12 protein-coding genes and 1 tRNA gene are annotated in these 15,759 nt (G+C 59.5%); 4 read left to right on the top strand and 9 right to left on the bottom strand.

Annotation, left to right across the window (positions count from 1 at the left end; translation table 11 throughout):
* Window positions 1-8: 8 nt before the first annotated feature.
* Together ACSSVH_RS23840 and ACSSVH_RS23835 are read right to left on the bottom strand one after the other, a co-directional pair.
* Window positions 9-1,700, bottom strand: a complete 1,692-nt coding sequence (locus ACSSVH_RS23840; protein ID WP_169953786.1) for a flavin monoamine oxidase family protein — start codon at window positions 1,698-1,700, stop codon at window positions 9-11.
* 146 nt (window positions 1,701-1,846) lie between these two features.
* Window positions 1,847-2,341, bottom strand: a complete 495-nt coding sequence (locus tag ACSSVH_RS23835) for an Lrp/AsnC family transcriptional regulator (RefSeq protein WP_170042218.1) — start codon at window positions 2,339-2,341, stop codon at window positions 1,847-1,849.
* Window positions 2,342-2,598: 257 nt separating this feature from the next.
* Between ACSSVH_RS23835 and ACSSVH_RS23830 the strand changes: the two genes are divergently transcribed.
* A complete protein-coding gene (locus ACSSVH_RS23830) occupies window positions 2,599-3,048 on the top strand; it encodes a hypothetical protein (RefSeq protein ID WP_492633815.1) in 450 nt (149 codons plus the stop codon).
* Window positions 3,049-3,178: 130 nt separating this feature from the next.
* On the opposite strand, the gene ACSSVH_RS23825 is transcribed toward ACSSVH_RS23830, so the two are convergent.
* From ACSSVH_RS23825 to rpsU, 5 genes are all read right to left on the bottom strand, one after another.
* Window positions 3,179-3,255: transfer RNA gene (locus tag ACSSVH_RS23825), tRNA-Ile, on the bottom strand.
* A gap of 15 nt (window positions 3,256-3,270) precedes the next feature.
* Entirely contained in the window at window positions 3,271-7,014 is a 3,744-nt protein-coding gene (locus ACSSVH_RS23820) for an EAL domain-containing protein (protein ID WP_492633814.1), read from the bottom strand.
* A gap of 124 nt (window positions 7,015-7,138) precedes the next feature.
* Window positions 7,139-8,989 (bottom strand): RNA polymerase sigma factor RpoD, encoded by a 1,851-nt coding sequence (rpoD, locus tag ACSSVH_RS23815; protein ID WP_169953793.1) that lies wholly within the window; start codon window positions 8,987-8,989, stop codon window positions 7,139-7,141.
* 67 nt (window positions 8,990-9,056) lie between these two features.
* Entirely contained in the window at window positions 9,057-11,027 is a 1,971-nt protein-coding gene (dnaG, locus tag ACSSVH_RS23810; protein WP_492633813.1) for a DNA primase, read from the bottom strand.
* Window positions 11,028-11,473: 446 nt separating this feature from the next.
* Window positions 11,474-11,689, bottom strand: a complete 216-nt coding sequence (gene rpsU / locus ACSSVH_RS23805) for a 30S ribosomal protein S21 (RefSeq protein ID WP_002551877.1) — start codon at window positions 11,687-11,689, stop codon at window positions 11,474-11,476.
* A gap of 203 nt (window positions 11,690-11,892) precedes the next feature.
* On the opposite strand from rpsU, the gene tsaD reads away from it, so the two are divergent.
* Entirely contained in the window at window positions 11,893-12,918 is a 1,026-nt protein-coding gene (tsaD, locus tag ACSSVH_RS23800) for a tRNA (adenosine(37)-N6)-threonylcarbamoyltransferase complex transferase subunit TsaD (RefSeq protein ID WP_169953798.1), read from the top strand.
* 33 nt (window positions 12,919-12,951) lie between these two features.
* Here tsaD and plsY read toward each other — a convergent pair whose 3' ends face one another.
* Window positions 12,952-13,521, bottom strand: a complete 570-nt coding sequence (gene plsY, locus ACSSVH_RS23795) for a glycerol-3-phosphate 1-O-acyltransferase PlsY (protein WP_029296831.1) — start codon at window positions 13,519-13,521, stop codon at window positions 12,952-12,954.
* A 74-nt stretch (window positions 13,522-13,595) separates the two neighbouring features.
* On the opposite strand from plsY, the gene folB reads away from it, so the two are divergent.
* Both folB and folK read left to right on the top strand, forming a co-directional pair.
* Entirely contained in the window at window positions 13,596-13,949 is a 354-nt protein-coding gene (gene folB, locus ACSSVH_RS23790) for a dihydroneopterin aldolase (protein WP_029296829.1), read from the top strand.
* A complete protein-coding gene (gene folK, locus ACSSVH_RS23785) occupies window positions 13,940-14,452 on the top strand; it encodes a 2-amino-4-hydroxy-6-hydroxymethyldihydropteridine diphosphokinase (protein WP_169953800.1) in 513 nt (170 codons plus the stop codon). The genes folB and folK overlap by 10 nt, the downstream gene beginning before the upstream one ends.
* Before the next feature lie 18 nt (window positions 14,453-14,470).
* Here folK and ACSSVH_RS23780 read toward each other — a convergent pair whose 3' ends face one another.
* Window positions 14,471-15,700 carry a multifunctional CCA addition/repair protein gene (locus ACSSVH_RS23780; RefSeq protein ID WP_492633812.1) on the bottom strand — a complete coding sequence of 410 codons (1,230 nt, stop codon included), beginning with the start codon at window positions 15,698-15,700 and terminating at the stop codon, window positions 14,471-14,473.
* Window positions 15,701-15,759: the final 59 nt, after the last annotated feature.

The following is a 15,759-nucleotide window of genomic DNA, read 5'->3' as shown; positions in this document are numbered from 1 at the left end:
TTGACTCCTTATTCGGCCAGGGCGATGGGGCCGATCTCATCGAACACATCCCCAGGCCCCGGGTTTTGCGGGTGGGTACTGCCACCGAAGTGGGTCATGATGCCCCAAACCGCGTTCAACGAGGTTTGCACTGCGCCTTCGACCCAGGCTGGGGTCCAGGATACGTCGTCGCCGGCGATGAAAATCCCGCGCTGCTCGGCCGGCATATCCTTTTGCATGAAGTGCGCGTACATGCGCTGGTTATAGCGATAGTGGCCCGGCAACGCGCCCTTGAAAGCACCGAGGAAATGCGGGTCGGCCTCCCAGGAAACGGTGATCGGGTCGCCAATGATGCGCGCCTTGATATCGACTTTCGGGTAGATCTTTTTCAGCGCATCGAGGGCCAGCTTGACCCGTTTATCAATGGGCTGCGGCAGCATTTTCAGGGCGTCGCTCATCCACGAGTAAGACAGGCAAATCACTCCCGGCTTGTCGTCGCCGTTGTCGAACAGGTAGGTGCCGCGGGTCAAGCGGTCGGTGAGGGTCATGCTCATCAGGTCGCGGCCGGTTTCCGGGTCTTTGTCCTTCCAGAAAGGCCGGTCGACCATGACGAAGGTTTTCGACGACTGCATATAGCGCGTGCGGTCCAGGGCCATCCACATTTTTTGCGAGAACAGGCTTTCGTCGCATTCGATCTGGGTGGTCAGCAGCCAGCTCTGGCAGGTGGTCAGCACGGCGGCGTATTCCCGGGTGTCGCCGTAATTGTCGGTCACCGCGAAACGCCCGTCGGCGGCATGGGCAATGCGCTTGACCCCGGCCCGCGGCGCGCCGTGGTGCAGGGAACTGAGGCTGGTGCCGGCTGGCCAGTGGGCGCAACGCTCTGGCACATGGCGCCAGATCCCCATGGGCACCTGCGCCACGCCACCGACCACCAGGTGCTGGTGATCGTCGCAGTTGGTCATCACCACGCGGAAGATTTCCAGCATCGAGTTGGGGAAATCGGAGTCCCAGCCACCGGTGCCAAAACCGACCTGGCCGAACACTTCGCGGTGATGGAACGACAGCTTGGCGAACGCCTTGGAAGTGGCGACGAAATCGTAGAACGTGCGGTCGTCCCACAGCGGCACCAGGGTATTCCACAGCGCTTTGAGGCGTGGCACATCGCGGTCGCGGATGGCCTGCTGGATATCGCTGAACTGCGAACCGGCTTCCAATGCATCGGCCCAGGCGTCAGCCACTTCCTGGAACAGCGCAGGAAGGTCGGCGAGTTTCTGTGCGTAATGGGTCTGGCCTTCCAGGTCGATCACGGTGCTGCCGGAGGCCGGTGTCAACGGGTTGGGGAAGGGCTTGGTCTCCAGGCCCAACTTATCCACATAGTGGTAGAACGCCGTAGAGGACACCGGGAAACGCATGCCACCTAGTTCGGCGATGATGCCTTCGGCCCCTTCAAACGCCTGGGACCGCAGGCGCCCGCCCATTTTCGAGGCCTCGTACACCACCGGCTTGAGGCCCAGCTTCATCAGCTCGTAGGCGGCCACCAGCCCGGCGATACCCGCACCGACAATCGCCACTTCGGCGCCATGGTGGGCGGCAGGAATACTGCCCAAGCCAGCCGGGTGTTCGATCCAGTCATCGAAGGCGAACGGGAAGTCCGGGCCAAAGATGGTGATGGGTTTTTTACCGTCTGCAGGGTGGCGATTGTTCTTGTTAGTGGCGTTCATGGCTGACCTTGCTGGCAACTGCACGGGGCACGACCCGTGGAGTATAGGAAAAGATGGCAGCCATTCTAGGGAGCGTAGCGCTCGTTAATAAGACGCAAAGTGTCGTCGTTTTGGATTGTTTTTAGTCGAAGTGACGAAAATGGCGGTCAGATTGGCTGCCCGCGATCCAATTTGTTGCTGAGGATGATCGAGGTGGTGGTCTTTTCTACCCCATCGACACTGCCGATTTGGTCCAGCAGTTGATCAAGTTGCTCCGGCGAATCGGTGCGCAGCCAGGCCACATAATCAAACTCACCACTGACCGCACACAACTGCTGGACCTGGGCCATGGCGCTGAGCCGACGCAGCACTTCCTTGCCTGAACGCGGTTGCACCGTGATCCCCACATACGCCTGCAACCCACCATCCACCACACGCTGGCCAAGGCGCACGCCGTAGCCGGTAATCACCTGGGTCTTTTCCAGGCGCGCCAGGCGCGAGGTCACGGTGGTACGGGCAATCCCCAATTGTCGGGCGAGCATCGCCACGCTTTCGCGGGCGTTGAGCTGTAAGGCGGCGATTAGTTGGCGGTCGATTTCATCGAGGAGGGGCGGGCGGGGGGTAGACAAGTGCGGCTCCGATGCGGGTGGCGGTTGGGGCATGTTACAGGCTCATATTTCACGGGGGGAGCATTCGTTAACGCGTTGGCCGACTGGATCAAAAAAGATCTTCGAGTCCTGTGCGTGCGCTACCCCGAAAATTATTCAGCGGCGAGTGCACCAGGAATATTCAAAGTCGTAATTCCTGAGGGTTATGGCAAATATTCAAAATAATTATTGCGCCCTGTTAGTTTTCACAGTTGTTGGGGGGGAGGTGCATTTTAGACTCAAGTTTAAAAGTTTAATTGATGGAGTCCGTCATGAGTACTAAAGCATTGGTTGAGATTTTTAGTGATTATCATAGGTTTACACTGCTGGAGCCGAAGAATAAGGCAAACAATAATATTTTGCGGCCAGATGTGATTGGTATTGTTCGCAATGTTGCTGACGGTCCGAATGGTGCGTTTATTATGTGGGATGTTGATAGTCAGCCAGAAAGGTATCGAATAATTAATCCAGATGGAGTTGCCATCGACTGGGAATCGTTTTCAAAAAAAAGACCTGGTGAAAATAAAAAATACATTATGGATCTTTCTGAAGAAGAGAGATATCGCCATCAATCGTCAGAAAGCTATAGCTTAAGGTTTGCGTTTATTATTGATTTTCCTGGCGAAGTTGCCAGAGGGGCTTATATAGTTGATGGCGTTATTTATAAGACTCGCTCCGACTTCGCAAAGTGGAGGGACGAATATGTTGGTGTGTCCCAGTAGTCAGGCCTCTCCATGGCTTGGCGGTATGTATGCCCGGCGCGCTGAATGTGGGCCCTGAGAGTTAGCGGCCAGCCTCTTGGATTTCCAGCCTCCAGAAACAAAAAAGCCGCGCAGTGCGCGGCTTTCAATTTGGTGGGCCCAGTAGGACTCGAACCTACGACCAAGGGATTATGAGTCCCCTGCTCTAACCAACTGAGCTATAGGCCCTCAGTAGGTCGCGGATTATAACGATGGTTTCTCCACTGTGCTATCCGAAAAATCCGAATGGGTCATGTGAAGGAAGGTCGCGGCGAAGATCTCGGGAGGCAGGGGCAGGCTGACGATGTAGCCTTGCATTTGTTCGCAGCCTTCGTCGGCGAGGAAGGCTTGCTGGGCGGGGGTTTCCACGCCTTCGGCGATGATGGTGAATTGCATGCTGTGGCCCAGGGCGATGATGGCGCGCACGATGGCGGCGTCGTGGGGATCGTCCGGTAGGCCGCGGACGAAGGACTGGTCGATTTTCAGGAAGTCCAGGGGCAGGCGCTTGAGGTAGCTCAAGGATGAATAGCCCGTGCCGAAGTCGTCGATGGCCAGTTGTACGCCCAGGTGCTTGAGTTTATGCAGTACTTCCAGGGCTTCTTCGGCCTGGCTCATGATGAAGTTTTCGGTGATCTCCAGTTGCAGGCAGTCCGGTTCCAGACGGTTGTCGCGCAGCAGTTGCTCGATGCGCCCCAACAGGTTGGGGTGGCGCAGTTGGGCCCCGGCGAGGTTGACGGAGAGGGGGCCGAAGTCGTCGTAGCACTTGCGCCACTGATGCAGTTGCCTGCAAGCCTGCTCCAGGACCCAGTCGCCGATTTGCAGGATCATGCCGTTCTCTTCGGCCAGGGCGATGAAGTGTTCGGGAGGTACGTCGCCAAAGGTGGGATGGCGCCAGCGGATCAGGGCTTCGGCGCCGATCAGTTGTTGGGTGTCCAGGCTCAGCTTTGGTTGGTAGTACAGAAACAGCTCATCGCGCTCTATGGCCCGGCGCAGTTCGTGTTCGAGGGCGACGCGCTCATTGGCCTGGGCGGTGAGGTCCTGGGTGTAGCGTTCAACCCGATTGCGGCCCTTGGCCTTGGAGCGGTACATGGCGGCATCGGCGTTTTTTACCAGGGTGGCGACGTCGATCCCATCCTGCGGATAGAAACTGGTGCCGATGCTGGCGCTGATAAAGAACTCGTGCTCGCCCGCCTGGAAGGGCAGGGTGAAGCAGGCCAGCAGTTTATTGGCCAGGTGCTGGGCGTCGCTGGCTTGTTGCAGGCCGGGCAGCAGGATGATGAATTCGTCACCGCCCAGGCGCGCTACGGTGTCGATATCGCGCAGTTGTTCCTTGAGGCGCACCGCGATGTCCTTGAGCAGCAAGTCGCCAATCGGGTGGCCGAGGCTGTCGTTGATGTGTTTGAAGCGGTCGAGGTCGAGAAACAGCACCGCGCCCTGGCTGCCGGTTTCCTGTTGGTTGTTGAGGGCGGTTTGCAGGCGATTTTCAAACAGCGTGCGGTTGGGCAGGCCGGTGAGCGGGTCGTGGTGCGCCTGGTAGTCGAGCCGCGCCTGGGCGTGCTTGAGGCTGGAGATGTCGGCAAATACTGCCACGAAGTGGGTGATTGACTGCTCGAGGTTGCGCACGGCGTTGATCGTCAGCCAGCTGGGATACAGCTCGCCGTTCTTGCGCCGGTTGGAGATTTCGCCTTGCCAGTGGCCGTTGGCAGTCAGTTGATGCCACATGGCGGCGTAGAACGCGCTGTCGTGCAGGCCGGAAGCGAGCAGGCGCGGGGTATGGCCGAGAGCTTCGGCTTCGCTGTAGCCGGTGATTTCGCTGAAGGCGCGGTTGACCGCGCTGATGTTCTGCCGGGTATCGGTGATCAACACGCCTTCGGCAGTGCTTTCGAAAACCGTCGCGGCCTGTTGCAGTTTTTCCTGCATCAACTGACGTTCGGTAATGTCGCGGGCGATGGTCAGCATGCAGTCGTCATCCCCAATGGGCAGCGGGCGACTGGATACCTCGCACAGGCGAATCTGGCCATCATTGCGCCGGATATGGCAGACGAAGTCGCGCACCAGGCCGTCGCGTTGTAGCAGGTCAAGCATGTGCTTGCGCTCGTTCAAGTCCACCCAGATGCCCAGGTCCAGGGTCGATTGGTCCAGGGACATCGCACTGTTGAAGCCGGTGATGCGGCTAAAGCCTTCATTGACCTCCAGCAGCAGGCCGTCGTGCTGGCGCGTCAGCAGTAAGCCGTCGGGCGAGGCGTGAAAGGCCTTGGCGAACTTTTCTTCGGAAGTCTGCAGCAGTTGCTGGGTTTCCTTCAGTTGGGTGATGTCCCGCACGACCACCACCAACGCTTCGGTCGCATCGAGCTGGAAGGGTTCGGCAGAGATCAGCCCGGTGAACGCCTGGCCATTGCTGCGCAGGAACGGCATCTCCAGGTTGCGGATGCTGGTAGTCTGCACCCGCTTGAGCAGGTTGGGGCCTACACCCTGGATGCCCCAGATGTTCAGCTCGGTGGCGGTTTTACCGACCACGTCTGCGGCGCTCAGGCCAATCTGGTCCTCGAATGCCTTGTTGACCTCCAGCAGGCAGCCATCGGACAGGCGGGCGATCACCAGTATGTCCGGACATTGCTGGAACACCGAGGCGAACTTCTCCTGCGAAAGCTGCAGCGCTTCCTCGGTGCGCTTGGCCTCGCTGATATCGATCATCAGGCCGCGCATGACCGGCTCATGCCCATGCTTGATCAGGCTGACAATGTCCCTGACCCACAAGCAACGGCCATCGGCGGTGATCACCCGGTAGTCAATGCTGTGGTCGCGGTTGGCGCGGGTTTCCCGCTGGCAGAAGCTGTCGGCACGGGTCAGGTCGGCAGGGTGGATGATGTTGCGCCAGAAGCCGGGGATCAGCCAGTGCGCCCGTGGATAGCCCAGCAACTCCTCGGCATGGGGCGACACGTAGCTGTAGGTGAAATCGCTGATGTCTGCTTCCCACGCGATGGCTGACAGGCTTTCCACCAATCCCCGGTAATGGTACTCGCTGCTGCGCAGCTCCTGTTCCAGGGCCACCCTGCGGGAAATTTCCGAGCTGAGCCGGCGATTGATCCGAATCACGATGGCCAGCACGGTACTCAACAGCAGCACGGCAGGTAGGCCGTAGAGCAGCAGATCGGTCCAGAAGGCTCGGTGATCGATGACATTGCCGACCCAGTGTTCCTGGATTTCGTTGATTTCGCTGGGGCTGAGGTCGGCGAGCACCTTGTCGAGGATGCCGATCAACATTTTGTTCTCGCGGGGTACGCCCATTGCCAGTTGGTAGCGATAAGGCGTTTCGCCACTAACGTACAAACCGTCGAGCTTAAGCTGGCGCAGGCTCCACACACTGGAGGCCAGGTCGCCGACGACGGCGTCCACCTCATCGGTGGCCAGGGCCTGCAAGGTCGAGCTGACGTTGGGCATCGCCACCAGGTTCAGGTCGGGGTGGTGGGTGCGCAGCAATTCGTGGGGGGCATAGTTCTCCACCACGGCGATCTTCAGTCCATACAGGTCCTTGAGGGAACGGGGCTGGGCGCCGCCTTCGTGGGCAAGAATGACGATGGGGAAGTCGAGGTAAGGCCTGGAAAATGCCAGGAAACCCTGGCGCTCCGGGGTGGACATGATGCCCGGTAACAGGTCGAGCTGATTGTTCTTGGCCTGCTCCAGCAGTGCGCTCCAGTTGGCAGGCTCGATCAACCTGACCTTGATGCCCAGGCGCTCCTGGATCAGTCGTACATAGTCAGCGGCCAGGCCCTGATAGCGGCCTTCTTCGTCGCGATATTCAAATGGAGGCCACGATGCGTCAACGCCCAGGCGCAACTCCGGGTGGTCCGCCAACCAGCCATGCTCTTCATCAGTGAGAGTCAACGCGCCAGCCGTTGCGGTCCAGGTCAGCAGCGACAGCAGTAGCACGGTCGGCAGTCTGGGCATAACGGTCTCGTTATGGCACGGGGAATATTTCGAGTGTAGACGGGCATTGCGGGGGGAGGTAAAGCGGGGAGGATTTAATCTGCACAAAGCAAAACCCCCAGGCCTGGGCCTGGGGGTTTTGTGATCACTCGTCGAGGAAGGAGCGCAAATGCTCGCTTCTCGTCGGGTGGCGCAACTTGCGCAGCGCCTTGGCTTCGATCTGACGGATCCGCTCGCGGGTCACGTCAAACTGCTTACCGACTTCCTCAAGGGTGTGGTCGGTATTCATGTCGATGCCGAAACGCATGCGCAGTACCTTGGCTTCACGAGCAGTGAGGCCGGACAGTACGTCGCGCGTCGCTTCTTTAAGGCTCTCAACGGTGGCGACATCGATTGGCGACTGCATGGTCGAGTCTTCGATGAAGTCACCCAGATGGGAGTCTTCGTCATCACCAATCGGGGTTTCCATGGAGATCGGCTCTTTAGCGATCTTCAATACCTTGCGGATTTTATCCTCAGGCATTTCCATGCGTTCGCCCAGCTCTTCCGGGGTCGGTTCGCGACCCATTTCCTGCAACATCTGCCGGGAAATACGGTTGAGCTTGTTGATGGTCTCGATCATGTGCACCGGAATACGGATGGTGCGGGCCTGGTCGGCGATCGAGCGAGTGATCGCCTGACGGATCCACCAGGTGGCATAAGTCGAGAACTTGTAGCCGCGACGGTATTCGAACTTGTCCACAGCCTTCATCAAGCCGATGTTGCCTTCCTGGATCAGGTCGAGGAACTGCAAGCCACGGTTGGTGTACTTCTTGGCGATGGAGATCACCAGACGCAAGTTCGCTTCAACCATCTCTTTCTTCGCGCGACGGGCCTTGGCCTCGCCGATCGACATGCGACGGTTGATGTCCTTGATCTCGGCAATCGTCAGACCGGTTTCGGTCTGCAATGCAGTCAGCTTCTGCTGGCAACGAACGATGTCGGCCTGGAAGCGACCAATGGCTTCAGCGTATTTGCTTTTGCCCTTGGCCAGTGCGTCGGTCCAGCTTTCGTCAACTTCATTGCCCGGGAACTGGCGCAGGAAGTCGGCACGCGGCATGCGCGCATCACGGACACAGAGCTGCATGATCGCCCGCTCTTGTGCACGCAGACGCTCAAGGGCGCTACGAACCCGCTCAACCAGACCTTCGAATTGCTTCGGCACCAGTTTGATCGGCATGAACAGCTCAGCCAGGGCCAGCAGTTCGGCGGTAGCCTGCTTGCTGCCACGACCGTGCTTCTTCAGGGCCTTGCGCGCCAGTTCCATCTGGTCGGAGACCGCGCCAAAGCGCTGGGCTGCGATGATTGGATCCGGGCCGCTTTCGACTTCTTCTTCGTCGTCGGTGCTGGCTTCAGCCTCGTCGTCGTCGGTTTCGTCGTCCGCTTTCACGGCTTTCGGGTCGACAGGCGGCGGTATTTCGGCAGCAGGCGGCGTAATGCCATCGTCCGGGTCGATATAACCGCTCAGGACGTCGGACAGGCGGCCACCTTCGGTGGTAACGCGGGTGTACTCGGAGAGAATGTGGTCAACCGTGCCGGGGAAGTGCGCAATTGCGCCCATCACTTCGCGGATGCCCTCTTCGATACGCTTGGCGATTTCGATTTCGCCTTCGCGTGTCAGCAGCTCAACCGTACCCATTTCACGCATATACATGCGCACAGGGTCGGTGGTGCGACCGATATCGGTCTCCACTGCAGCCAGCGCGGCAGCAGCTTCTTCAGCGGCGGCCTCGTCGGTATCGGCGTCCGCCAGCATAAGAGAATCCTTATCTGGCGCAGCTTCGAATACGTTGATCCCCATGTCGTTAATCATGCGGATGATGTCTTCCACCTGTTCCGGATCTGAAATATCCTCCGGCAGGTGGTCGTTGACCTCCGCGTAAGTCAGGTAACCCTGCTCACGACCAAGGACGATCAACTCTTTGATACGAGACTGCTGTTGCGCTTTTCCGGACATAACACCCTATCCACTGAAGGTCTTGGCGGGCAAAAAACAAGCCGAGGATTATACCCGAGCTATGACCTCACACGCCAGCTGAGGTCGGGTTTGATGCGGAAACATTCTGTTTTAAGAGGTCGCGCATCTGCTTTGCTATCTGAATTTGCTCTTCAGCCGACAATCCTGGCTGCCTTGCTTTCTTGATAAGTTCGTCGAGGGTCTGCGTGTGCTGACCCGCGGATAACCTAGTAATGGTGTCTAAAAACTGTTGTTCAAGGTTATCGCCGTCAATTAACCACTCCTTTTCTGCGAGTGCTTTCAAAAGACGTCCTTGCTCTGTGCCATGCCAGCGGGCCATCAGCTGGATTGAGTTTAGCTTAGGATTTTTTTGTACGGCCTCGATCAGGGCAATCAGCACCTGAGCGTAGGTGTTGCTCTCGTTGGCAAAATGTTCGGCGCTTTCCACTCGACCCGCCAATTGCGGGTGGTGGATCAGGGTGCGCAGGGCAATCAGCGTCGGCGCTTCTACGGCCACCGGTGTCCGCGGGGCGTAAGCCTCGTCGCGGTCGCCATGCTTGCCGTTTTTGCTCCAGGGTTTCTTGTCCCATTTCTTGCCGCCGGCGCCGGGTTTCTTCGGCGTCCAGTCCTGTTGAGGCACAAAGGGCTCTTGAGGCTGGTGAAAGTCAGCGTAGTCCGGCATGGCGTCGTAGTCGAAGCCCGGGTCGTAGGCTGGTGGCGCCTCCTGGGGCGCGCTGTGCACCAGCTGGCTGACCGCCTCGCCGCTCAGGCCGGTGATCTCCAGCAGGCGCTGGCGCATCAGGGCCTTGAGGTTGGCGCCGGGGACCTTGTCGATCAGCGGTGCCGCGAGGGTAGCCATATGGGCCTTGCCTTCGAGGGAGCGCGGGTCGGCTTCTTCGGTCAATTGCTGGAAAAAGTAATCGGCCAGCGGTTGTGCGTGCTGGTGGATGCGCGCGCGAAACGCATCGGTACCTTCGGAGCGCACCAGGGTATCCGGGTCTTCGCCTTCGGGCAGGAATAGAAAGCGCGCGCGGCGCCCATCCTGCAGGCTCGAGAGGGTGGCTTCGAGGGCGCGCCAGGCCGCATTGCGTCCGGCCTGGTCGCCGTCGAAACAGAACAGCACACTGGGCACCACGCGAAACAGGCGCTTCATGTGCTCTTCGCTGGTGGCGGTGCCGAGGGTTGCCACGGCATTGCGCAGGCCTTGCTGGGCCAGGGCGATAACGTCCATGTAGCCTTCAACCACGATGATTTCATCGAGGTTGCGGTTGTTCTTGCGCGCTTCAAACAGGCCGTAGAGTTCCTGGCCCTTGTGAAACACCGGGGTTTCCGGGGAGTTGAGGTATTTGGGCTTGTCGTCACCCAGTACCCGTCCGCCGAAGGCGATGATGCGGCCACGGCTGTCGCGGATCGGGAACATCACGCGGTCGCGAAAGCGATCATAGCGCTTGCCGGTCTCGGCGTTTTCCACCAGTAGGCCGGCGTCGATCATGGCCTTTTGCTGCAGGGTGTCGCTGCTCAGGTGCTTGTACAGGTTGTCCCAGCCCGGCGGGGCGAAGCCCAGGCCGAAGTCGCGGGCGATTTCCCCGGTCAGGCCGCGGCCCTTGAGGTAGTTCACGGCGGCTTTGCGCTGTGGGTGGCTTTTCAGGGCCTGGCGGTAGAACTCGGCGGCGGCGGTGAGCAGTGGGTACAGCGGCGAGTCGGTAGGCTGGCGCGGTTTGTGCGGCCGGCCACTTTCTTCGCGGGGGATTTCCATGCCGGCGGCTTTAGCCAGTTCCTCGACGGCCTGGGGGAAGTCCAGGTTGTCGTGGTCCATGATAAAGCCCAGGGCATTGCCGCCTGCGCCGCAGCCGAAGCAGTAGTAGAACTGCTTGTCGGGGCTGACGCTGAACGATGGGGTCTTTTCTTTATGGAACGGGCAGCAGGCGGTGTAGTTCTTGCCAGCCTTTTTCATTTGCACGCGCGAGCTGACAACATCGACGATGTCGGTGCGGTTCAGAAGGTCGTCAATAAAGCTCTGGGGAATTAGCCCGGCCATGGCGTTCTCGTCATCACTGCGTGTAAATGAGGGCCCGTGACGCACTCAAGACGCGCATGGCGGCGGCTTGATCATCGATTGTCTGCTTGGGCTGCCAGGAAGTGTATCTGTCGAGCGTTCACTGACGTTAGTTCCAATCAGTCTTCGACGTGTTTGAAAGCGTTGCCCTGGAGTCCGGTCACGGCCAATGGCGGCCTCGGAAGCTCATCGTGGGGCACAGTCGACCTATTGATCGCCTGCTTGGAAAATGGGTGTGCTCGTCAGTAGCCTTGATAGGCTCGTCAGAAGAGACGTGCACCGCTGGCAAAAGAGCCAGTCCTGACGTGTGAAGCTTTGTCTCGGTCGCATGTGCGGCGTCGACGGTGAAGCATCAAGCGATATCCGCAAATGCCAACAGCCCGGCTGAGGGCCGGGCTTGGCAGAAGCTTGCTACGAACGTCTGTGTATTAGTACAGACGAACGGCGCGGCGCTGTTCGCGCTGAACTTTCTTGGCGTGACGCTTAACAGCGGCTGCTGCTTTACGCTTACGCTCAGAAGTTGGCTTCTCATAAAATTCGCGGCTACGAACTTCAGCCAGAACACCGGCTTTTTCGCAGGAGCGCTTGAAACGACGCAGAGCTACGTCGAAGGGTTCGTTCTCTTTTACTTTGACGGCTGGCATCCAGAGCTACCTTCTTTCATTACCGGGAATCAACGTTCTCGTCGCAAAAAATTCGCGGCTGAGGTCGTCGGTTTTTAAGGGTTGCGGATGTTAACCCCTCATTGCCCGGAATGCAAAGCCTCTGATCGAAAACCGCTAGTCGGGAGGGGACGTGGCGACTATTATGCGCGCCTTCGAATTCAGCCTCTACAAGGCGCAAACCCATGTTAGTACTGGGCTTAGAAACCTCCTGCGACGAGACCGGCGTCGCGCTTTACGACAGTGAACGCGGGCTTTTGGCCGATGCGCTGTTCAGTCAGATCGATCTGCATCGGGCCTATGGCGGGGTGGTGCCGGAGCTCGCTAGCCGTGATCACGTCAAACGCATGCTGCCATTGATTCGACAGGTGCTGGACGAGGCCGACTGCGTCGCCACCGAGATCGATGCCATCGCTTATACCGCCGGCCCTGGATTGGTCGGGGCCCTGCTGGTTGGGGCTTCCTGCGCCCAGGCGCTGGCGTTTGCCTGGGGTATTCCAGCCCTTGGCGTGCACCATATGGAAGGCCATTTACTGGCGCCGATGCTGGAAGAAAACCCTCCTGGGTTCCCGTTCGTCGCTTTGTTGGTTTCCGGTGGCCATACGCAGCTGGTTCAGGTCGATGCAATCGGCCAGTACACGCTTCTGGGGGAGACCCTGGACGATGCCGCCGGTGAAGCTTTCGACAAGACCGCCAAGATGATGGGCCTCAATTATCCCGGTGGTCCGGAAATCGCGCGCCTGGCGGAAAAAGGCGTGGCGGGGCGCTATACCTTCCCGCGTCCGATGTGTGATCGCCCAGGCCTGATGTTCAGTTTCAGTGGCTTGAAAACCTTCGCCTTGAACACCTGGCAGCAAAGCGTCAGCGCCGGGGACGACAGCGAGCAAGCCCGTTGCGACATCTCTCTGGCGTTCCAGCAGGCGGTGGTGGAGACTTTGACCATCAAGTGCAAGCGTGCCCTGAAGCAGGCCGGCATGAAGCGCCTGGTCATCGCTGGAGGCGTCAGCGCGAACAAGGCATTGCGTTTGTCACTGGAAAAAATGCTCGGCGACCTCAAGGGCGATGTGTTTTACGCGCGCCCTGAGTTCTGCACCGATAACGGCGCGATGATCGCCTTCGCCGGTTGCCAGCGCTTGCAGGCGGGCCAGCATGAGAGCCTGGCCATCAGCGTGCAGGCGCGTTGGCCGATGGAGCAACTGCCGCCGTTGTGATCGACGAACATGAGTCGGGTTCACCGGGCGTATTTAAAAATGCCGTTCGCGCCCGGCAAACAGGTCGCGTAAATTGCCGCGATGGCGCCATACAATCAGCAGGGTGAGTACGCTCATCGGCAGCAGGGCAGCCGGCTCCTGCCAGGCCAGCAATGGCAGGGTCAGGGGGGTGGCGATCAATGCGGCGAGGGAGCTGGTGCGGGTCAGGTAGAACGTCAGCAGCCAGGCGGCAATGGCCAGCAGCGCCGCTGGAGGGTAGATCCCCAGTAGCATGCCGGCGGCCGTCGCGACGCCCTTGCCACCGCGAAAGCGAAAGTACAGCGGGAACAGATGGCCGAGCACGGCACACACGCCGATCCAGGCTTGTTGTTGCAGGGAGAGGCCGGCGAGGTCGGCGATCAGCACGGGCAACAGGCCTTTGCATACGTCGCCGAACAACGTCAGTACGGCGAGCTTTTTGCCGGCCAGGCGCAACATATTGGTGGCGCCGGCATTGCCCGAGCCACTCATTCGCGGGTCGGGATTTCCCGTCAGGCGGCTGAGCAAGATGGCAAAGGACAGCGAGCCGAGCAGGTAGGCGAGGGTCGCCAGTAACCAAGACATGCTAACTATTCCGGGCGAGGACGCCTTGATTCTAACGGGGCATTGCGCCCTTGTCGTGCTGTGGAGAAGAGTGCTTGGACAGAGTGTTTATCGAAGGCCTGGAAGTCGACACCGTGATCGGGGCCTACGACTGGGAGCGAGGTATCCGTCAATGCCTGCGCCTGGACCTGAGTTTCGCCTGGGACAATCGCCCGGCCGCAGCCGGTGATGACCTGACCCTGGCCCTCGACTACGCCAGTGTTTCCACGCGCATCCAGGCCTTTGCCGCGCAGGCGCAATTCCAGCTGGTGGAAACGTTTGCCGAGCGCCTGGCGCAGGTCTTGATGGAAGAATTCCAGATCCCCTGGCTGCACCTCAAGTTGACCAAGCCCGGTGCCGTCCCGGCCGCCAAGGGCGTGGGCGTGGAGATCGAGCGCGGATGTCGCTAACTCAGGTTTACCTTGGTCTTGGCAGCAATATCGAGCGCGAGGCCCGTTTGCAGGCGGGTCTTGAGGCGTTGGATGGCTTTTTGACCGATATGCGCTGTTCTGCCGTATTCGAAAGTCAGCCGGTGGGGATCAAGAGCGGGCCGTTCTTCAATCTGGTGGTATCGGCGTACACCGATTTGCCGTTGATGGAACTGGATCGCCGGCTGAAGTCCATCGAGGCCGACAATGGCCGCTATGCGCCGGATCGCAAGGGTTTGCCCCTGGATATTGATGTGCTGCTGTATGGCGACCTGAGCGGTAATTTTGATGGGTTGGTGTTGCCGCGGGCAGAAATCCTGAAAAACGCCTTTGTGTTGTGGCCGCTGTCGTTGATGGCACCCGAACGCGTGCATCCTGAAGTCGGCAAGACATTTGCCGCGCTGTGGCGGGATGCACAAATCGACCAGGTACTGGCACCGGTTGCCTTCGAATGGCGTGGCCGCCCACTCACCCCAGACCTGTAGAAGCCGGCTCGCCAGCGCCTACAGTGAGTGTTGGTCCTTGTAGGCTTTCAGAGCCTTGAGCCGTTCACGCTTGAGCGCCTCGCCCAGCTCCGGGCCCTTGAAACCCTTCTCCAGCAGCGGCGCCACTGCCACGGCCCGCGCCACCTGCGCGGCGCGACGTAAGTAATCCGCCTGTGGATAACTTCGCTGCTCAAGGCCCTTGCGACCCCGTGCGTCCATTTCGCAGGCGACGACAAACTCTTCAAAGCGCTGTGGTCGACGGAAGACATCAAAACTCTGCAGCAACTCCAGCAGGGTCGAGGCCTTCAGCTCCAGTGCCCGATGACCATGGGTGTGATACTCGCCGACCAGTAGCGCCAATTCCTGGCAATCCTTGGGCACTTTGAAGCGCTCATTGACGGCTTTGATCAGTTTCAGGCCCCGTTGCTCGTGGGCAATATGCCGGGGCAACTTATCCACAGGTGTCAGGCCCTTGCCCAGGTCATGCAGCAGGCAGGCCCAGCGCACCGTCAAGGGTTGGGCGTGGAGGGCCGCCTGTTGCAGCACGCTTAGGGTGTGGATGCCGGTATCTATCTCAGGGTGATGAGCTTCGGGTTGGGGCACACCGAACAGGGCATCCACTTCCGGTAGCAGGGTTTTCAGGGCATGGCAGTCGCGCAGCACCTGGATAAACACCTGTGGCTGATCTTCCATCAGGGCCCGGGAAATTTCCTTCCAGCTGCGTTCCGGCGTCAGGGCTTCCAGTTCGCCGGAGTCGCTGAGCTGACGCATCAATTCCAGGGTTTCGGGGGCGATAGTGAAACCGAGACCGGCATAACGTGCGGCAAACCGCGCGACCCGCAGTACGCGCAGGGGATCTTCGGCGAAGGCCGGGGAAACGTGACGCAGTACCCTTGCTTGCAGGTCGCGCTGGCCGTTGTACGGATCGGTCAGGTTGCCGTCGTCGTCTTCGGCGATCGCGTTGATAGTCAGATCGCGGCGGATTAGGTCTTGTTCGAGGGTGACTTCGGGGCTGGCATGAAACACAAAGCCGCCATAACCCCGACCGCTTTTGCGTTCGGTGCGGGCGAGGGCGTACTCATCGTTGTTTTTTGGGTCCAGGAACACCGGAAAGTCAGAGCCCACTGGGCGATAGCCCAGGGCGAGCATTTCTTCAGTGGTGGCGCCTACTACGACCCGATCGATATCGGTAACGGGGATGCCGAGCAAGCGATCACGTACCGCTCCACCGACTTTGTAGATTTGCATGAAAAAGCCTCCATTAGCCCTACAGGATAACGCCTGCGGCCGGCCAATGGAGGCATTGC

This window comes from Pseudomonas sp. HC1(2025), from assembly GCF_058742075.1.
This window is presented reverse-complemented; position numbering and strand designations above follow the sequence as displayed.